At 71.5% G+C, this 19,097-nt stretch carries 17 protein-coding genes; 12 read left to right on the plus strand and 5 right to left on the minus strand.

Annotation, left to right across the window (positions count from 1 at the left end):
* Positions 1-282 precede the first annotated feature (282 nt).
* From Pmi06nite_RS06130 to Pmi06nite_RS06140, 3 genes are all read left to right on the plus strand, one after another.
* A complete protein-coding gene (locus Pmi06nite_RS06130; protein ID WP_203951878.1) occupies positions 283-885 on the plus strand; it encodes a DUF4291 domain-containing protein in 603 nt (200 codons plus the stop codon).
* Between the two features lie 48 nt (positions 886-933).
* Positions 934-1,479 (plus strand): MBL fold metallo-hydrolase, encoded by a 546-nt coding sequence (locus Pmi06nite_RS06135; RefSeq protein WP_203951879.1) that lies wholly within the window; start codon positions 934-936, stop codon positions 1,477-1,479.
* An 80-nt stretch (positions 1,480-1,559) separates the two neighbouring features.
* A complete protein-coding gene (locus tag Pmi06nite_RS06140; protein WP_239113706.1) occupies positions 1,560-3,428 on the plus strand; it encodes a tetratricopeptide repeat protein in 1,869 nt (622 codons plus the stop codon).
* Positions 3,429-3,452: 24 nt separating this feature from the next.
* Here Pmi06nite_RS06140 and Pmi06nite_RS06145 read toward each other — a convergent pair whose 3' ends face one another.
* A complete protein-coding gene (locus tag Pmi06nite_RS06145) occupies positions 3,453-4,241 on the minus strand; it encodes an IclR family transcriptional regulator (RefSeq protein WP_203951880.1) in 789 nt (262 codons plus the stop codon).
* Between the two features lie 89 nt (positions 4,242-4,330).
* Between Pmi06nite_RS06145 and pobA the strand changes: the two genes are divergently transcribed.
* The 9 genes from pobA to Pmi06nite_RS06190 are packed head-to-tail and all read left to right on the plus strand — an operon-like array spanning position 4,331 to position 11,708.
* A complete protein-coding gene (gene pobA / locus Pmi06nite_RS06150; protein WP_203951881.1) occupies positions 4,331-5,503 on the plus strand; it encodes a 4-hydroxybenzoate 3-monooxygenase in 1,173 nt (390 codons plus the stop codon).
* Complete coding sequence (locus Pmi06nite_RS06155) at positions 5,500-6,243, plus strand: CoA transferase subunit A (RefSeq protein WP_203951882.1); 744 nt, start codon at positions 5,500-5,502, stop codon at positions 6,241-6,243. Before pobA ends, Pmi06nite_RS06155 begins: the two co-directional genes overlap by 4 nt.
* Positions 6,243-6,866: a CoA transferase subunit B gene (locus Pmi06nite_RS06160; protein WP_203951883.1), complete on the plus strand. Its 624-nt coding sequence runs from the start codon at positions 6,243-6,245 to the stop codon at positions 6,864-6,866. Before Pmi06nite_RS06155 ends, Pmi06nite_RS06160 begins: the two co-directional genes overlap by 1 nt.
* Positions 6,863-8,044 (plus strand): thiolase family protein, encoded by a 1,182-nt coding sequence (locus tag Pmi06nite_RS06165; protein ID WP_203951941.1) that lies wholly within the window; start codon positions 6,863-6,865, stop codon positions 8,042-8,044. Before Pmi06nite_RS06160 ends, Pmi06nite_RS06165 begins: the two co-directional genes overlap by 4 nt.
* On the plus strand, positions 8,041-8,709 hold the full coding sequence (pcaH, locus tag Pmi06nite_RS06170) for a protocatechuate 3,4-dioxygenase subunit beta (protein WP_203951884.1): 669 nt from the start codon (positions 8,041-8,043) through the stop codon (positions 8,707-8,709). Before Pmi06nite_RS06165 ends, pcaH begins: the two co-directional genes overlap by 4 nt.
* Positions 8,706-9,197 carry a dioxygenase family protein gene (locus Pmi06nite_RS06175; protein WP_203951885.1) on the plus strand — a complete coding sequence of 164 codons (492 nt, stop codon included), beginning with the start codon at positions 8,706-8,708 and terminating at the stop codon, positions 9,195-9,197. The genes pcaH and Pmi06nite_RS06175 overlap by 4 nt, the downstream gene beginning before the upstream one ends.
* Before the next feature lie 54 nt (positions 9,198-9,251).
* The gene (pcaD, locus tag Pmi06nite_RS06180) at positions 9,252-10,019 is read left to right on the plus strand and encodes a 3-oxoadipate enol-lactonase (protein ID WP_203951886.1); all 768 of its coding nucleotides are present in this window, start codon (positions 9,252-9,254) and stop codon (positions 10,017-10,019) included.
* The gene (gene pcaC / locus Pmi06nite_RS06185) at positions 10,016-10,390 is read left to right on the plus strand and encodes a 4-carboxymuconolactone decarboxylase (protein ID WP_203951887.1); all 375 of its coding nucleotides are present in this window, start codon (positions 10,016-10,018) and stop codon (positions 10,388-10,390) included. The genes pcaD and pcaC overlap by 4 nt, the downstream gene beginning before the upstream one ends.
* Positions 10,391-10,400: 10 nt before the next feature.
* A complete protein-coding gene (locus Pmi06nite_RS06190; protein WP_239113707.1) occupies positions 10,401-11,708 on the plus strand; it encodes a DUF2716 domain-containing protein in 1,308 nt (435 codons plus the stop codon).
* Between the two features lie 125 nt (positions 11,709-11,833).
* On the opposite strand, the gene Pmi06nite_RS06195 is transcribed toward Pmi06nite_RS06190, so the two are convergent.
* From Pmi06nite_RS06195 to Pmi06nite_RS06210, 4 genes are all read right to left on the minus strand, one after another.
* The gene (locus tag Pmi06nite_RS06195; protein ID WP_239113708.1) at positions 11,834-13,453 is read right to left on the minus strand and encodes a HoxN/HupN/NixA family nickel/cobalt transporter; all 1,620 of its coding nucleotides are present in this window, start codon (positions 13,451-13,453) and stop codon (positions 11,834-11,836) included.
* Positions 13,450-14,742, minus strand: coding sequence for a tetratricopeptide repeat protein (locus Pmi06nite_RS06200; protein ID WP_203951888.1), 1,293 nt, complete (start codon positions 14,740-14,742; stop codon positions 13,450-13,452). Before Pmi06nite_RS06200 ends, Pmi06nite_RS06195 begins: the two co-directional genes overlap by 4 nt.
* A 57-nt stretch (positions 14,743-14,799) precedes the next feature.
* Positions 14,800-16,182: a DUF4331 domain-containing protein gene (locus Pmi06nite_RS06205; protein WP_203951889.1), complete on the minus strand. Its 1,383-nt coding sequence runs from the start codon at positions 16,180-16,182 to the stop codon at positions 14,800-14,802.
* A 187-nt stretch (positions 16,183-16,369) separates the two neighbouring features.
* A complete protein-coding gene (locus Pmi06nite_RS06210; RefSeq protein WP_203951890.1) occupies positions 16,370-19,051 on the minus strand; it encodes a glycoside hydrolase family 38 N-terminal domain-containing protein in 2,682 nt (893 codons plus the stop codon).
* Positions 19,052-19,097 lie beyond the last annotated feature (46 nt).

Here is a 19,097-nt window from a genome sequence, read left to right on the forward strand (position 1 = left end):
CCGTGGTCTTGCCCGCCCCGTTGGAGCCGAGCAGGGCGAAGATGCTGCCCCGCGCCACGTCGAAGTCCACACCGCGCAGCACCTGCAGCGTCTTGTACGACTTCTCCAGGCCCTGCACATGGATCGCGGGCGCCTGGAGATCGGCTGTTGGAGAAATGCTCATGACAGCCACGATGGAGGGTTGACGCTGCGTCAAGGTCAAGCCCGCAGGGCGGATTCGATTCGTCGCCGGTGCGCTAATTGTGTTGCCCGGCGATCGCCGGGTTCGGCACCGTAGCGGCCATGAACATCCCCTATCGGCAGATCCGTGCCGCGTACTCCGAGGAGTCCATCACCGTCTACCAGGCCTATGATCCGGCCGTCGCGGGACCCGCCGTCGCCGCGCAGCGGTTCGTCCCCCCGTTCAAGCGAGAACGGATGACCTGGATCAAGCCGTCCTTCCTCTGGATGATGTACCGCTGCGGCTGGGCCACCAAGGCCGGGCAGGGCCGCGTCCTGGCGATCGACATCACGCGCGCGGGGTTCGAGTGGGCGCTCGGCCGTTCGTGCCTGAGCCACCCGGCCCACGGCGCCGACCAGGCGGACTGGGCGGCGCGGCTGCGGCGGTCTCCGGTCCGCGTCCAGTGGGACCCCGAACGCGACCCGCACCACAACGCGTTGCCGTACCGGTCGATCCAGATCGGCCTGTCCGGCGAGGCCGTCGACCGCTACCTGGACGAGTGGACCGTGGCGATCACCGACATCACCGACCTGGTCCGCACCGCCCACGCGGTCGTCAGGAGCGGTCAGGATCCCGCCGGGCTGCTTCCCGTCGAGCGGCCGTACCCGATCAGCGCGGGCCTCGCCTCGATCATCGAGGCGACGACGGAGGCGGACGTCGTCTGAGCCGCCCTCGGCGCAGATGGGTCGGGTGAAGGTGAATAGTCTGGCGGGATGGCGACAGTTCATGTGCTGACCGAAGGCTACGTCGGAGACCGGGTGGCCGGCACGGTGACCCTCATCAGGGACGGGTCGACGATCGCCGTCGTGGATCCCGGAATGGTGGCGGACCGGCGCCTGATCCTCGATCCGATCGAGGCGCTCGGCCTGACTCCCGCGGACGTGACCGACGTGGTGTTCTCGCACCACCATCCCGACCACACGCTCAACGCGGCGCTGTTCTCCGAGGCCCGCTTCCACGACCACTGGGCGATCTACCAGGGCGACCGCTGGGACGACCGGGACGCGGACGGCTTCGCGCTCTCCGAGTCCGTACGGCTGATGCGCACCCCCGGCCACAGCCCGGAGGACATCACCACCCTCGTGGAGACGGACGACGGACTGGTCGCGCTCACCCACCTGTGGTGGAACGCCGACGGCCCGGCCGAGGACCCGCTCGCCGTGGACGGCGCCCTGCTTCTCACGTCGCGCGAACGCCTGCTCGGCCTCTCCCCCGCCTTGATCGTCCCCGGCCACGGAGCACCGTTCTCCGTGCGCTGACCGCCCGAAGCGAGCGGGTTCGTGTTCGGTGTCCGGGCATGGCATCGTAGGTCCTCATTTGCCGCGGATGAGGAGTTTTTGTGACGCCAGCACCGGAGGGCATGGGAGACCGCCGCATGGAGGCAGAAGGCGAGCTGAGCATGGCCCGCCTGGCCCTCGACGACGGTGAACGGCAGCACGCGGCGGAGCACATCGCGAACGCCCTGGTCTGCGATCCCACGCTGCCGGACGCCCATGAGCTGCTGACGGTGCTCACCGCACGCTCGAAGGACCGCCTCGACCTGTTCCCGGTCGAGCAGCCGGCCTTCCTCGGCGCGGTCGTCGCCCGCGCGCACGTGCTGGCCGCCGACGGGGAGCACGACGAGGCCCTCGGCCTGCTCGTGTCGGCTCAGTGCCATCAACCGGCGGGCCGGTGGGCGGACGTCCCCTGGGTGCTCGACGGCGCGCTCGCCACCCGGGTGCCGCCGGACGACCTGTGCGCCCTGGCCGCCCGGCTGCTCCGGGTGCTTCCCGACCCGATCCCGCGCGACATGCGGCCCGGCGTCCAGCCGTACCTCTCGCTGGTGCGCAACTCGGCCGGTCTGTGGCCGGAACACGCCGGGATCCTGTGGGTCACGTCCGTGCTGTCCCGCCGCATGGAGTTGTGGGACGAGGCGCTCGACACGGCTCTGCGCTCGGAGAAGGCGGCCCCTTCGCTGCAGGCGTCGGTGGCCGTGGCGTACGCCTACCGGAGCATGAAGCGCTGGGCCGAGGCCGAGCGGGCCTTCCTGCGCGCCCTGGAGCACGATCCCGGCAACGCCGCGGTGGAGACCGACATCGCGGAACTGCTCGCGACGAGCGGACGCGCCGAGGACGGGCTCGTCTGGGTGGAACGCGTCCTCGAACGCGAGCCGCACCAGGAGAACGCCTTCCCCACGGCGTGCGGCATGCGCTTCGCACGCGACGGCGACGTGCGCCACTTGATCGACCTCGCCGACCACCTGCGCGAACACCCCGACAATTCGCACGCCGAGGGCGTGCTGACGTCCTGGTCCCAGCGTCGTTTCTGGCTCGGCCCGGTGCCGGCGCCCTCAGAGTCGGTCGTCAACGTGCTGTCCCAGGTGCTGGAGGCGGAGGAGAAGCCGAGCGGGGGAACGTTGACCGTCTCGGCGCCGGAGCCGCCGAGCGCCCTGCTGGCCTTCAAACGCTCTCTCGCGGACTTCACGCTGACGATCGACGGCGTTCCCGACCCCGACCCGCGGTCGCCTGTTCCTGATGTGTTCGCGGCGGGCCCGGTCCGCTCGATCGGCAGAAGGGTGTGGGACTACGAGGGAACCGAGGCCCGGCCGTCGGCCGCCCCGCCGTCACCCGAGGCTGCCCGCGCGCTGCAGGACATCGCCCAGGAGGGATGGCCGCATCTCCTCGCCGCCTACGATCACGCGGTGCGCCTGTCGGGTCTGCCCCTCGACGACCTCCTCGGCGTTCTGGTCCACCCGCCGGCGCCGCTGAAGGACGACGCGGCCACCTGGCCGGAGTGGATCCGCTCGGTCCAGGCGTGGGCCTGCCTCGGCATCGCCCATCATCGGGCGGACCAGCCCTGGGCCGCCTCCGACCGGCGGGCGGTGCTCATCGATCTGGCATACGGGCCGGAGGACTGGGTGACCGAGACGGCCCTGCTGGGGCTGGTCGCGACGGCGTGGGTGACGCCTGACACCCGTGCCGACGTCGCCGAACTGGTCGGATGGCGCTTCATCGCGGCGATGGAGGCGAGCCGCACGCGCCCCGTCACCCTCCTGGAGTCGCTGGCGCTGCTGACGCTGGCGACCCCGGAGATGAATCCCGACGTCCGGGCCCTGGCCTCACGAGTCCTGACGCCCGACGACGGCGATGAGCCGCCTCGCGCGACCGGGGAGATCAAGCCTCGCTGGTGGCGCCGCGTCGTGCCGCGGCGACGCCGTGGCGGGTCCTGACCCGCGACTCTGTACCGTGCGCTCTCACTCCGAGCGGCCACGCGGCCGCGCCGGCGGAGCGACGGCGGTCTGGTAGGCCCGGGCGATGCCGCCGGTGGCCGCCAGGAGCGGGTCGACCAGGCGCGGCAACTCCCGCACACGCCGCGACGAGACGACGATCCCCACCGCCGCCACCGGCACGCCGTCCGCGATGATCGGCGCGGCCGCGGAGCATGAGCCGAGCGTCATCTCCTCATGGGTGACGGCGTATCCGCGGGCTCGGATCTGGGCGAGCTCCCGCGACAGCCGTCCCGGCTCGGTGACCGTGTGCGGGGTGAACCGCTCCAGCGGACGCGACAGGAAGGACGTCACGAACCAGCCGGGCTCGAACGCGAGGAGCGCCTTGCCGACGCCGGTGCAGTGCATGGGCAGGCGGCCTCCGGTGTGCGAGACGATCGGCACCGCGCGCTTGCCGAACACCCGGTCCACGTAGAGCACCTCGACGCCCTCGCGGATCGCCAGGTGGACGTTCTCCCCCGTGCTGCCGAACAGCTCCTGCAGCCAGGGATGCGCGACCGCCTGCAAGGAGTCGGGGGCGAGTTGCCCGAGCTCCCACAACCGGATCCCGATGTGGTAGCTCCCGTCCGCCGTGCGGCGCAGCGCCTGCCACTCCTCGAGCTCGCCGACCAGCCGGTGGACGGTGCTCAGGGCCATCCCGCTGCGGGCCGCGATCTCGCTCAGTGTCAGCCGGGAGTGATCGACGTCGAAGGCGTCGAGGATCGCCAGGACACGCGAGGTGACCGAACGTCCCGGATCGCGCGCGCCCCCGGCCATCCGCCTCACCACCGAAAATCGTTCGGGCGATTCCACTGAGTAGAAGCAAAGACTACGCTCCACCCCCCGCGCTCCCGAATGCTCGTCTCATGCGAACCAAGGTCGGGATCATCGGAGCGGGGCCGGCGGGCCTGCTGCTCTCCCACCTGCTCCACATACGCGGCATCGACTCGGTGGTGCTGGAACGACGCTCACGGGCGTACGTGGAGCAGCGGATACGGGCAGGCGTGCTGGAACAGGGCACGGTGGACACCCTCGTCGCCTCGGGGGTGGGCGAGCGCCTGCTCAGGGAGGGGCTGCCCCACCAGGGCATCGAGTTGCGGTACGGCGGCGCGGGCCACCGCATCGCGTTCGAGAAGCTGGTGCCGGGACGGGCCATCACGGTGTACGGCCAGCAGGAGGTCGTCAAGGACCTCATCGCCGCCCGGCTCGCGGCGGGCGGAGACGTCCGGTTCGAGGTCGACGACGTGGCCGTGCACGACATCGGCACGGACCGGCCGTACGTGACCTTCGGAGACGAGCGCCTGGACTGCGACGTCATCGCGGGGTGCGACGGCTTCCACGGGGTCTGCCGGCCCTCGATCCCCGAAGGGACGCTGACCGAGTTCCGGCGCGACTACCCCTTCGCCTGGCTGGGCATCCTGGCCAGGGTCACCCCGTCGGCCGACGAGCTCATATACGCGCGCACCGACCGCGGCTTCGCCCTGCACAGCATGCGCTCCCCCGAGATCAGCAGGTTCTACCTGCAGGTGGCGGCCGACGACCACATCGACGCGTGGCCGGACGAGCGGATCTGGGCGGAGCTCAGGACGCGTCTGGAGACCGTGCCGGGCTTCACACTCGCCACCGGCGAGATCATCGAGAAGGGGATCACCCCGATGCGCAGCTTCGTGGCCGAGCCCATGCAGTACGGCCGGCTCTTCCTCACGGGGGACGCCGCGCACATCGTGCCGCCCACCGGGGCCAAGGGGCTGAACCTCGCGGTGGCCGATGTGCGGGTGCTGACCGAGGCACTGGGCGCCTTCTTCGCGGACGGCTCGACCGGCCCGCTCGACGACTACTCCCGCGCCTGCCTCACCCGGGTGTGGCGGGCCCAGCACTTCTCCTGGTGGATGACCACGCTGCTGCACACCTTCGACTCCGACGACGAGTACGGCAGGCGGCTGCAGACCTCTTATCTCGACTACGTGACCACCTCCGAGGCGGCGGCCACGACGCTCGCGGAGAACTACGTGGGCCTGCCGTACGGGGAGGAGGGATGAGCAAGCTGGTGGCCGGAGCCCATGACGCCGTGGCGGACGTCGGCGACGGCGCATCGCTGGCAGTGGGCGGCTTCGGGTTGTCCGGCGTGCCGTCCGTGCTCGTCCACGCCCTGCTCGAACGCGGCGTCAGCGGCCTGCACGTCGTCTCCAACAACTGCGGCACCAACGGACGCGGGCTCGGCGAGTTGCTGGCGGCCGGCCAGATCGCCCGCGTGACCGGCTCCTACGTCGGAGACAACAAGGAGTTCGCCCGGCAGTACCTCGCGGGTGAGGTGGAGTTGGAGCTGATCCCGCAGGGCACGCTGGCCGAGCGCCTGCGGGCGGGCGGTTGCGGCATCCCCGCCTTCTACACGCCCGCGGGAGTGGGCACGCTCGTCGCGGAGGGCGGGCTCCCGTGGCGGTACAACCCGGACGGCAGCGTCGCGGTCGCCTCCCCTCCCAAGGAGGTCCGCGAGTTCGACGGGACGCCGTACGTCCTGGAGCGCGCGATCGTCACCGACTTCGCGCTGGTCCGCGCGTGGAAGGGCGACGTGCACGGCAACCTCGTCTTCCACGCCTCCGCGCGCAACTTCAACCCCCTCGCCGCGATGGCGGGACGCGTGACGATCGCCGAGGTCGAGGAGATCTGCGACCTGGACCCCGGCGAGGTGCACCTTCCCGGGGTGTTCGTGCAGCGCGTGCTCGCCCTCGGCCCCGACGAGGCGGCCGACAAGCCGATCGAGAAGCGGACGGTGCGCTGATGTCCTGGAGCAGGGAGCAGATGGCGGCTCGAGCGGCCGACGAACTGCCCGACGGCGGCTACGTCAACCTCGGCATCGGCCTGCCCACGCTCATCCCCGGCCATCTGAACGGCAGGCCCGTCGTCGTCCATTCGGAGAACGGCGTGCTGGGCGTCGGGCCCTACCCGGAGCCGGACGAGGTCGACCCCGACCTGATCAACGCGGGCAAGGAGACCGTCACGGTGCTCCCCGGGGCGTCGTTCTTCGATTCCGCGTTGTCGTTCGGCATGATCCGCGGAGGGCACATCGACGTTGCGGTTCTCGGCGCGATGCAGGTGTCGGCCCGGGGGGATCTGGCCAACTGGGCCGTCCCCGGAAAGATCGTCAGAGGAATGGGCGGAGCGATGGACCTCGTCCACGGCGCGAAGAAGGTGATCGTCCTCATGGAGCACACGGCCAGGGACGGCACACCCAAGATCGTGCCCGAGTGCACGCTTCCCCTGACGGGCCGGGCCTGTGTGCACCGGATCATCACCGACCTGGCCGTCATCGACGTGACCGGCGAGGGGTTGCGCCTGGTGGAGACCGCCTCCGGCGTCACGGCCGAGGACGTACGAGCGAAGACGGGAGCCGACCTGTGGTGAGAGACGTCTACATCGCGGCCGCGGTCCGCACGCCGATCGGCAGGTACGGCGGAGCGCTCGCCGGGGTGCGCCCCGACGATCTGGCCGCCGACGCGATCCGCGCGCTGCTGGACCGGGCCCCCGGTCTCGATCCGGAGAGGATCGACGACGTGGTCTTCGGCGCGGCGAACGGCGCCGGCGAGGACAACCGCAACGTGGGCCGGATGGCCGCCCTGCTGGCCGGGCTGCCCGTCTCCGTGCCGGGCGCCACCGTCAACCGGCTCTGCGCCTCGGGCCTCGAGGCGGTCGTCCAGGCGGCCAGGGCCGTGGCCTGCGGCGACGCCTCCGTCGTGGTGGCGGGCGGCGTCGAGTCGATGAGCCGCGCGCCCTGGGTGCTGCCCAAACCCGAGCGCGGTTTCCCCCGCGGGCACGAGCAGTTGTACTCCACGACGCTCGGCTGGCGGATGGTCAATCCCCGGATGCCGGAACAGTGGACGGTCTCCCTCGGCGAGGCGACCGAGATGCTCGGGAAGCGGTACGGCGTCAGCCGCGACGCCCAGGACGCCTGGGCCGCGCGCAGCCACCGGCTGGCCGCCGCCGCGTGGAAGGACGGCCTGTTCGACGCCGAGGCCGTCGTCACGCAGGACGGGCTCGACCGCGACGAGTCGATCAGGGAGGACACCTCCCCCGAAGCGCTGTCGCGGCTCCGGCCGGCCTTCGCCCCCGACGGCACCATCACGGCGGGCAACTCCTCGCCGCTGAACGACGGCGCCGCCGCCGTGCTGGTCACCGACTCCGACGGCCTGGCCGAGCATGACCTGCGGCCGCTCGCCCGCGTGGTGTCGACCGGTGTCGCGGGCACGGACCCGGTCGACTTCGGCATCGGGCCCGTCCAGGCCGTCGCCAGGGCCCTCGGCCGGGCGCGGATCGGCCTCGGCGACCTCGACGCGGTCGAGCTGAACGAGGCGTTCGCCGCGCAGGTGCTCGCCTGCCTCGCCGAGTGGCCCGACCTCGACCCCGGGGTCGTCAACCCGCAGGGCGGGGCCATCGCGCTCGGGCACCCGCTCGGCTGCTCGGGCGCCCGGCTGGCCGGAACCCTGGCCCACCAGCTGTCGCGCCGCGGCCGCGGCTACGGCGTCGCCACGTTGTGCGTCGGCGTCGGGCAGGGACTCGCGCTCGTCCTCGAAGGAACCTCATGACGCACCCCCCTTATCTGAGTCCCGCCTACCGCAGCACCCTCCTGCGGGCCCCCTCCCGCCCGCCTCTGCTGCTCAAGGCCGATCCGGACACGATCGAGCTGACCAGCCCCGTGTTCGGCCATCACGAGGTGGCGGAGCACGAGGCGGACCTCACCCGGCAGCACTCAGGTGAGCCGCTGGGTGAGCGCATCACCGTCTCCGGCCGGATCCTCGACGCCGCGGGCCGCCCCGTGAGGAACACGCTGGTGGAGATCTGGCAGACCAACGCGGCCGGACGCTACGCCCACCCGGTCGACCGGCATCCCGCGCCGCTCGATCCCAACTTCACCGGCGCGGGACGCTGTCTCACCGACGACGACGGCCGCTACCGCTTCGTCACGATCAAGCCGGGCGCCTACCCCTGGCGCAACCACCACAACGCCTGGCGCCCCGCCCACATCCACTTCTCCGTCTTCGGCACCGCTTTCACCCAGCGCCTGGTCACGCAGATGTACTTCCCCGGCGACCCCCTGTTCCCCTTCGACCCGATCTTCCAGTCGGTTCCCGACCCCGCCGCCCGCGAACGGCTGATCGCCGCGTTCGACATCGACGCGACCGAGCCGGAATGGGCCCTCGGCTACCGGTTCGACGTCACGCTGGGACGCACCCCCATGGAGGACTCATGACGACCCCGTCCCAGACGGTCGGTCCCTTCTTCGGCTACGCCCTGCCGTACGAACGGGGCTGGGAACTCGTCCCCGAGGACCACGCCGGGGCGATCACGGTGACCGGCCGGGTGCTCGACGGCGCGGGCGAGCCGGTCCCCGACGCGCTGCTGGAGTTGTGGCTGGGCGAGACGGGGACCCGTGGCGCGCTCGACCGCCGGGGCCCCGGCGTCTCGGGCTTCGGGCGCTGCCCCACCGCGCCGGACGGCGGCTATCGGTTCCGTACGGCCCGGCCCGCCACGCCGTACCTCGCGCTGCTGGTCTTCGCCCGGGGCCTGCTCAGGCCGGTGCTGACCCGTGTCTACCTCGAGGACGTGCCGGACCCGTTGCTGGACTCCCTCGAACCGGCCCTGCGGGCCACGCTGGTCGCGCGGGCCGAAGGAATCGGCACCTACCGGTTCGACGTCCGACTGCAGGGCGAAGGGGAGACGGCCTTCCTTGAGTTCTGACCTTCGCTCCCCCTTCACGGCACACCCCGGCGACGGCCGGCGGACGGGAACCACATGATGCTGCACCACCGTTTCGACGGACCGTCCGAGGCCCCTGTCGTGGTCCTCGGCCCCTCCCTCGGGACCTCCCTCGCCCTCTGGGAGTCTCAACTGCCCGCGCTCACCCGCCGCTGGCGCGTGCTGCGCTACGACCTGCCCGGGCACGGCGACTCCCCCACCTCCGGCCTCACCATGGACGGCCTCACCATGGACGACCTCGCCGGGATGGTCCTGGCCGTCCTGGACCGGCACGGCCTGGACGTGGTGGCCTACGCGGGCGTCTCGCTGGGCGGGGCCATCGGCACCACGCTCGCCGTCACCGCGCCCGGACGCGTCGGCAGCCTGGTGCTCTGCTGCACCTCCGCGTCCTTCGGCCCACCGGAGCCCTGGCGCGAACGGGCCGCGCTCGTGCGGCGCGAGGGGATGGAGCCGGTCGCTCAGGCCACGGCGGCCCGGTGGTTCACCCCCGGGTTCGCCGGGGCCGAGCCGTACCTCGCCATGGTGCGCCACGCGGATCCGCAGGGATACGCCGCCTGTTGCGAGGCGATCGGCGCCTTCGACATACGGGACCGGCTGCACCTGGTCGGGGCGCCGACACTGGTCATCGCGGGAGCACAGGACCCCGCCACGCCGCCGGACCACGGACGTGTGCTCGCCGACGGCATCCCGGACGCGGAACTCCTCGTGGTCCCTGAGGCCGCGCATCTCGCCAACGTCGAGCGGCCGGACGTCGTCACCGGCGCACTCACCGCCCACTTCGAATCCCCCTGGAGGACCCCATGAGCTCGTACGACGAGGGCGAGAAGGTGCGGCGCGAGGTGCTGGGCGACGCACACGTGGACCGCGCGGCGGCGGCCACGACCGGCTTCACGGCCGACTTCCAGGACCTCATCACCCGCTATGCCTGGGGCGAGATCTGGACCCGCCCCGGCCTGGACCGGCGGACCCGCAGTTGCATAACGCTCACCGCGCTGGTGGCGCGCGGTCATCTGGAGGAACTGGCCCTGCACGTGCGGGCGGCACTGCGCAACGGGCTGACCCCCGACGAGATCAAGGAGGTCCTGCTGCAGACGGCCGTCTACTGTGGCGTCCCCGCGGCGAACTCCGCCTTCGCCGTCGCCCAGCGCGTCCTCTCCGAGAACGGAGACGTCTAGAGTCGGCCATGTGAGACGTGGAGACACCCCCGCCGCCTACCTGCTGGCCACCCACGACGCGCAGTTACGAGGGCGGGTCCCGGAAGATCCGCCCGTGGGTGCGGTGATCGAGCAAGACGGCCCGGTCGTGCGAACCCATTACGGCACACATGGGTCCGTCGATCATGGGGACCTGACCGGCGTCGACATCGGTGCCTTGGTCCGCCGGCAGCGGGACGTCTTCGCCGAACGGGGCGAAGCTGCCCGATGGACGGTGCACTCCCACGACTCACCGAGTCTGGACGAGCACCTGCGAGCCGAGGGTTTCACCCGAGGATGGGACCGGTCTGTGCTGGTGGCGACACTCGACACGATCCCGCCCCCACCTCGGGTCCCCTCACATAAGCGCAGAGTTCGGCCGCTGTCGGGCGACGGACGCGAGTACGAGGACGTTCGCCGCCTGGCCGCCGAAGCCGGGCCGCAGCGGACCCCGCTCGCCGAGTTGGAAGCTGACGGCCTCGCCTGGGACATGCAGGTGTTGGTGCTGGAAGGCCGTTCCGGGCTCCTGGGCGCCGGTTGGGCCGAGGTGGTGCAGGACACCGAGTTCGTGTCGCTGGGTGGGATGACCGCCCCTCACCCCGAACTCGTGGAGGGGTTGGCCGAATGGGCGCGGCAACCTAAGCATCGATATGCGCCCTCCCCGGCCCGTCACCCTCGCTATCTGATCGCGGAGGCCGACGGCGATCATCGGACCGCGCTGCGCGAGATCGGTTTCTGCGAGATCACCCAAGCGACGTCCTACCAGTGGAACCCGCCCGTGACGCCCCCGGCCACTCGGCCGGTCACGCTGCTGTTCGGCGAGCCTGAGCACAACGAGATCTGGGACGCCTTCGAAAAACGCTTCGCGTTCAAGCCGAGCACTACACGCTATCCGGGGATCGCAGAGCCGCCCGTGTCCGCCACCTGGGACCTCACCGCTCTGAAAGGCGAACGGGACACCCTCGTCGAGGCGATCCAGGCCATCGTCGAGCGTGGGCTGGTCGCCTGCACGCGGCCGGGCGAGTTCCTCTATTGGCTGGACTGGAACCACGCGGGTTATCGGTTCGACCCCCACCGGGTCTCAGGTCCCGGTCGCCCCCGATGGCCCGGTGCGGTCGACCCTGATGGCGACTACTACCTCTACCTCACCTCGGATCTTCGTCTCGGCACGTTCGGGCATCCCTGGGAGGACACCCTGTGCGTCTTCGGCGAGGATCTGCTGGCCGAGGTCGAAATGAAGCTCACCGAGGTGCTCGGCCCCGTTCTACGTCGTGGCGGTCGCACTTCCGGCGGCGGCTAGGGCGCGCCGTCGAAATCCAACAAGATCAGCCGAAGAGACGGCCCGATCCTAGGGAACGGCGCCATCCGCGTAAACAGTCGGAACGCGGCCGCCGGCGTTGTGCCGGCGGCCGGATCTCCAGCAGGTCAGACGGCTCCGGTGAGGCTGCGTACCGCAAGGCCCAGGCCGAGCACGATGACCACGCAGGCGGTCGCGATCGGCGCCAGCGCCGACCAGTGGGCCGCCAGGCCGCGGCTCCTCACGGCGATCCGGTCGAGCGATCCTGCCAGCCTGACCAGGAGCAGTCCGCTGGCGGTGAGGGAGGCGGCCATGCCGATGCCGTAGGCGAGCACGAGGGCGATCCCGAACCAAGTGCGGCCGAGTGCGATCGCGCCGAGCAGGACGACGAGCGCGGAAGGGCTGGGCACCAGGCCTCCGGCCACTCCCATGCCGACCAGCCCGCCTCGCGATCGCCCCTTTCGGAGGGGAGCGACGCGCTCCCGCTCCAGCAGCGCCACCTGGCCGCCCTCCCGAGTCTCGTGTCCGTCGCCGTGCTCATGGCCGTGTCCGTGCTCATGCCCGTGTCCGTGCCCATGCCCGTGACCGTGCCCATGCCCGTGACCGTGCCCATGCCCGTGACCGTGTCCGTGGCCGTGGCCGTGGCCGTGGCCGTGGCCGTGAGGCTCACCGCCGTTCCGGGCGTTCCACGCGGACCTCAGGAGACCCGCGCCGACGACGGTGATCAGCAGGCCGCTTGCCAGGCCCAGCCAGCCGAGTACGGATTCTCCGGTGAGCGTGGAGAAAACGGTCAGCAGCAGCCCGGCGACGAGAACGCCGAGCGTGTGGGTGACGGTCACGGTGGCGCCGATGACCAGCGCGTCACGTGGACGCCCCCTTCGCCCGGCCAGGTAGGCGGCCATGATGGTCTTGCCGTGCCCCGGAGCGAGAGCGTGGCCGGCGCCGAGCAGAGCGGCCAGAAGGACGGCCAGCAGGCCCAGCGGCACGGTCAGGGAGCCGGTGCCGATCAGCCTGGTGAATGTGCCGTCCAGAGCGGCCAGCACCTCCTCGACCGGCCCGCCGGACACCAGGGGCGACGCGACCGCCACGGATCCGGGCCCCGGAGCGACGCTCAGCTCCGCGGTGCGCTGGTCGAGCGGGCTCGCCAGCAGGTCGCCCGGATAGCCTCGCAGTTCGTGGCTGACGCTGACGCCGGGAACCGACGATTGTGCCAGCCGCACCCCGCCCGTGGACACCGCGGTGATCTCCCGCCAGCCCAGCCGGTCGGCGAGGAAGCCGTCGCTGAACCCGACCTTTCCCTGCGTGGCCACGGACACCGACAGCCGGCACGTCAGGCGGCTGACCTGCAGCCCGCCCTGCCCTGGCTCGTAAACGAAGCGGGCCTCGGAGAGCCGCCACGGCGTGGCGGTCGCGTTCACCGTCAGGCGCTGCGCGGCGGCGAGTTCGCCGCACCGGGCGGTGCCGTACGACGATCGTTCGGCGTCGGAGACCGTTCCCGACCGGTCGGCGTCCACCGTGGAACGGGCCTGGAGGGTGGGCAGCTCGGCGCTGTCCACGATCGCCAGGTTCTCCACTCTGTCCGGAGCGATCCGCAGGCCGTTGTAGTGGTTGACGGTGAAGTTGCCCAGGGGGTGCATGATCGCGGTCTGGGCGGCGGCGGGATCGGCGGGCAGCAGGACCGTCACGCACACCGCCATCCCGGACACGACCGCGGCGGCCGCCGTCCTGACGACCCTTCCGAGCATCATGAGAACCTCGCCAGTGCGGGAAGATCGGGTGAGAAGGAGGGGTCTGCGTCGCGAACCCTGGCCGCGGATCTGCGGGCTTCCTCGTCCATCCCGAGCGAGCGCTCGATCTCCGCGCGGTGGTGGTGGAGCAGCGCGTTGCGCCAGCCCGTGGCGGTGGCCTTCCGGGCGTACGGCAGCGCCTCCTGGTCGTGCCCGTCGCGGTGCAGGGCCCAGGCCAGGGCGTCGGCGGCGACCACGTTGGGATTGCGGGCGTACTCGGCCCTGGCGTGTTCCACAGCGAGCGCGGGAGAGCCGTGATCGGCCTCATACTCGGCCCAGGTCAGGTCGTCCTTGACCCCGGACTCCTTCATCAGGTCCCGCTGCGCGCGCAGCAGCGCCCACTGGTCCGCCGGGTCCCTGCCCGCCGATGACAGCACCTCGGCGTACTCGGTGACGTACTGGGCCAGCGGCAGCCGGGCGACCACGGTGCCGTAGAGGTCGGCCGCCTCCGCCGACCGGCCACTGAGCGCGGCGGCCCTGGCGGTTCCGGCGAGGGCCGGGGTGAAGTCGGGAGCGGCCTTCAGCGCGAGGCGGTACTGCTCGGTCGCACGCTTCAGATCACCGGAGTGCAGGGCCAGCTCTCCCAGGTAGTAGCGGCAGTAGGCGATGTCGGAGGGCGCGAAGGCGTCGTCGAGGGCGCGCTCCAGCATGCGGCGCGCCGTGGTGTGGTCACCATGGAGCTCGGCGTCGTAGGACGCCCGGGTGAAGGCCCCGACGCCGGGGTGCAGCGCCATCATCCTGTCGATCGCCCGCGTGGCCTCGCCGTACCGGCCGAGCTGGGTGTAGGCGTCGGCGAGCACAGCCTGGGCGCCCTGGCCGTACGGGTTGGCGGCCTCCGACAGCCGGGCCAGCCGTACGGCCTCGGCGAAGTCGTGGCGGCCGGCGGCGAGCGCGGCCTGGCCGGTCAGCGCGGCGAAGTCGCCGGGACGCAGCGCGAGGGAACGGGCCAGCGCCTGCTCGGCCCGGGGGTAGAAGGACGGGTCGGCGGTCAGTCGTGCCTGCTGGACATAGGCGGAACCGAGCTGGGCCCAGGCCTGGTAGTCGCGGGGCAGGCGCTGGAGCCGGGTGGTGAGTGCCCGGATCGTGTCCTTGACCGAGGTGGCGGAGACCGGGATCTCGCCGGCGGCCTGAGACATGCCGGTGACGGCCGGTGACGGCCGCTCGCCGGGGATGAGTGCGGCACCCAGGGTCAGGACGGCGGCCGTGCCCAGCACGGCGGCGGCGATCCGGACTGTGGCGGAAGTCTTCACGATGATCCCCTCAGGACCGGGCGCGGGACCCGGGAGGACCGGGTCCCGCGCGTCGGATCAGCCGGCGTTGACGGACGTGTTGCCGGGCAGCGGGATGTACGGGAACTGCACGCTGAACGGCCTGTCGTTCTTGTTCACCTTGTCGCCGGCGGCCAGGGGGCCGACGAGCTTGCCCGTCTGAGCGGCGCCGGCCATCGCCTGGAGGGCGATGTCGATCACGTCGTCTCCGAGGCGGCGGCCGTTCGGGAAGCCCTGCAGGTCACCGGCGAGTACGCCGAGCCGGTTCGGGCTCGCGGCGGGAGGGATGGCCATGTTCAGCCGCAGCATCTCCGAGGGACGCAGCTTGCCCGCGTCCTTGTTGAGGCTCTGCGAGTTGAGGTCGGCCTTGATCGGGCCGTTGGCCTTGGCGATGCCGGTGAGGAAGATCTCGACCAGGTCGTTGCGCGGAGTCTTGGGCGCCTTGAGTCCGTAGATGGACTGGAGCAGCTTCGGCACCTCGGGGTTGGTGACGCGCTTGACCACGGCCGGGACGTCCGCGTCCTTCGCCGGAGGCAGCGCGTTGAACGCGTCCTTCAGCGCGGCCGGGACGACGACCTCGTTGACCAGGGGCTGACCCAGTCGGGAGACCTGGACGTAGCCCCTCGGGCTCCACTTGTCCACGGTCGACCAGACGCCGATGACCGGGTTGCGACCGGCGTTCCCGCGCAGCGCGACGTCCTTCTTGGGCACCTGCAGGGCCAGGCTGTGCACGTTGTAGCCCTTGAAGGTGTCCTGGCCGACCTCGGACAGGTTGCCGCCGTAGAGCAGGTCGAAGACCCGCAGGTCAGCGAAGAACGCCTCGTCGGCCTGGCCGGCGAACGCCTTGCTGCCACCGGGCAGCCACTTGATCGACTGCGCGCGCAGCACGGAGTACATCGGCATCGAGGCGGGTCCGCTGTTGCTCGGCGCCACGATCCCGTCGGAGACCAGGGTCCGCGTCCCCGCATGCGTGATCTTCTTGAGCGTGTAACGCTGCTTGAACAGCAGGTTCTTGTCGGTCAGCGAGGTGACGGGACCGTTGTTGTAGAGGAAGGTCCCGGTGCCGCGCCTGTCCTCGTTGCGGAAGACCCACTGGTAGGTGACGTCGGGCTTCGCGTCGCCGTCGTTGTCGATCTTGATGTTGTACCGCGAGTTCGTGTCGAACTGGTAGAAGTTCGGCCCGCCGTTCGGCTCCTGGAACGGGATGAAGTTGGCCATCAGGGTGACGGTGTCGGGCCTGTCCGGGCTGACGAAGGCGTACACGTCGGTGTTGTCGTTCCGGGGGTCGCCCGCGATCATGGGTGCTTCGCGGTGCGAGGACGCCACGCCGGCCTCCGGCCGTAGCAGGGCGAGAGACGACACGGCCACCGCGCCCGTCAGGCCGAGGGCGATGAGGTTGCGCCGGTTGGTTCGCAGCTCCATTGTCTGCTGGGTCCTTTCGGCTCCCGGCCACGCGAGTGGCCGGTCGGGGACGTTCGGGAAAGGATCCGGCCGGATTCCTGTCTCTCATTCGTCGCCGGTCGACTCACGGATTGCCCTGATTTCCGATAAATCCGGACAGCAATCAGCCCCCGAACCCATGCAGGTCCGGGGGCCGTTCACCTGTCGTCTAGTTGGCCAATTGGACGGTGGCGATCTCCCATGCGCGCAGGGGCAGGCGGACGACGCCGGAGCCGGCCTCGATCGAATCGCCGGGGCGGCCACGGAGGTCGGCGTACCGGGCGCGGGTGAAGGCACCCTCGATGACCGCCTCCGTGTCCGTGTCCGACAGGGCCACGACGCGCAACTCCCGCCAGTCGTCCCTGGCGCGCAGCGAGGTCATCACGACGCCGTCGCCGGTGACCGCCAGCCCGGAGGCCGCCGGGGGCAGGTCGAGCGAGGTCGGACCCGTTCCGGGCACCGCGAGCAGGTCGTGGCGGAATGTCTCCGCCGCGGGCGGGACGGCCGCCCAGGATCCGCCGTACGGCATGAGCGCCAGGCCGACCGAACGCAGCCCCCGCACCTGGGCGGCCGGGGTCGCGAGCTGCGGCCCGGCGGGTTCTGGCCGCATGGCGTGCAGGTTGCGCGACAGGTAGCCGACCGAGCGCAGCAGCGTGAGCGCCAGCTCGGTCCCGTCGTTCACCAGCTCGTACTCGGTGACATGCTCGAGCAGCGCCGCCACTCCCCCGGCGGCCACCCACGAGGAGGCGGGGAAGGTCGGCAACGGCTCCTCGCCGCACCCGCCCTCCGCGGTGAGGCCGCGGGTGACGACGGCGAACTGCCCCTCGGCGTGCGAGGCCGCCGCCGGTGCGGGCAGTGGCACATGCAGCCGGACCCGGTGGTCGGAACACCGGTTGTCGAACTCGACGTGGAGCCTGACGTACGGCTCGCCTGCCCGGAGCTCGACCCGGGTGCCGACGACGATCTCCTCGGTGGCCTCGGTCCTCGACGCCGCGGGGATCTCCGGGATGCCCTTTACGCCATCGCCCGCGGCGGGCCACCGGTAGGTGCGGACCACGTCGAACGCGGCCACCAGCGGCCCCGAGCCGACGACCGACACCTCGACCGACGAGGGCTCGGAGACGATCCGGTCGATGGCCGGAGGCGCGTAGTTGTAGGTGTCCCCCACGTCGCCGCCGTCGACGATGCGGCCCGCGCCTGTCAGCGTGGTGCCGTCCGCCCCGGTGAGGGTCAAGGTGCCGTCGTCCGCCACCTCCACGCGGAGCAGCCCGTTGTCCAGGACCCGGTCGCGGGCGCGTACTCCGGCGAACGGGGCCGGCGCCCGGTGGGCGTCGCCGTGCGCCTCCGGCCGCACACTGGTGTGCCCCAGCGGCGGCGCGTCGACGAGTGCGGCCACGGTACGGCGGGGCTCGGCGACGATGCGCACCCTGGTGACCCCGTCGAGCGCTTCGCGCACCTCGGCCACGTCGAACGCCGCCGAGGAGACCTTCGCCACGGTGAAGGTGAGCGTGTCGCCGGCCACCTCCCAGCCGACGATGTGCCGGCCGTACAGCTCGGTTCCGTGGATGAAGGTCAGCGCGGTGGCCGGGTCCATCTCGGCGTCGAGCAGAACTGTGGGCGCGTGCTCCAGTGTCTGGGCGGGGACCCGGGCGCCTGTCGAATCGACCAGCGGGTCAAGCCCGGCCACGTCCATCAGCACGATGCCGCGCCGCCGGGTGGGCGTCGGGTTGACGACCAGCACGCCGTCCGCGGGCACCACGGCGGCCAGGCCGGCGGTGACCATGTCGCGGACGGCCTGACCGAGGTGTTCGGCCTCGGCGATGCGAGCCGCCACCTGCTGGGCCGTGTCGTCGACGCCGCAGCCGGTCACCGAGTCATGGCCGCCGGCGTCCACCAGCCGCCACCATGCCATGTCGAGGAAGCGGCCCGGCCAGCGGTCGCCCCACAAGGTGGCCAGCGGTTCGGCGTAGCGCTCCACCATCCGCTCGGCGCGGCCCATGGCCTGTTTGACGTGCGCGCGGACCGAGATGACGCCGGGCAGGATGTTGGCGCGGGCGTGTGACCGCAACTCCCCGGACACCCGGGGCAGCCCGTCCACCTCCCCCGGATAGGCGCCGATATAACCGGACAACGTGTCCATGCGGGCGCCGATGCCTGCCACCATCTGCGGCAGGCCGCGCACCGGCGCGGAATGGTCGGCGCCGTACATCGCCAGCAGCGCGCCCTCGGAATCGTGCCACTCCCGCATCCGCGCGGTGAAGTCCGCGGCGCGCTCGGCCAGGTGCGCGGGGTCCTCGAACAGGTGGGCGCCGTTGCCGTATCCCCCGAGGGGCAGGTACTGGGTCCGCAACGCCGTTCCGTCGGGGGCGACCCAGGCGAACGCGTCCGTCACCACGGACGACGGCACCCCCCGGTAGACGCACGCGTGCAGCAGGCCCGCCCGCTTGAGGATCTGCGGCATCTGCGCGATGTGCCCGAACATGTCCGGCAGGTAGCCCACCGGCATGGCGCCGCCGAGTTCGTCGGCCCGGCCCATGCCGAGCTCCAGGTTGCGGATGACGTTCTCACCCGAGCAGAGGAACTCGTCGAGCAGGATCTGCCACGGCCCCGCCGCGAGCCGCCCGGACTCGACCAGCGCGGCGACGCGGTCCCGGTTCTCCGGCCGCACCTCCAGGTAGTCGTCGACGCAGGCGAACTGTCCGTCGAGGGTGAAGTGGTAGCCGGGCTCGCGCTCCATCGTGTCGAGCACCTCGTCGAGCAGCGCCACCAGCCTCAGGCGGAAGCGCTGGAACGGCTCGTACCACTCGCGGTCCCAATGGGTGTGCGGGACCACGACGATCTCGGCGGTCATGCGGCCTCCCAGCCGATCGGGTCCAGGCCCTTGGCGCGCATCAGGC

Source organism: Planotetraspora mira, from assembly GCF_016863275.1.
GTDB lineage: Bacteria > Actinomycetota > Actinomycetes > Streptosporangiales > Streptosporangiaceae > Planotetraspora > Planotetraspora mira.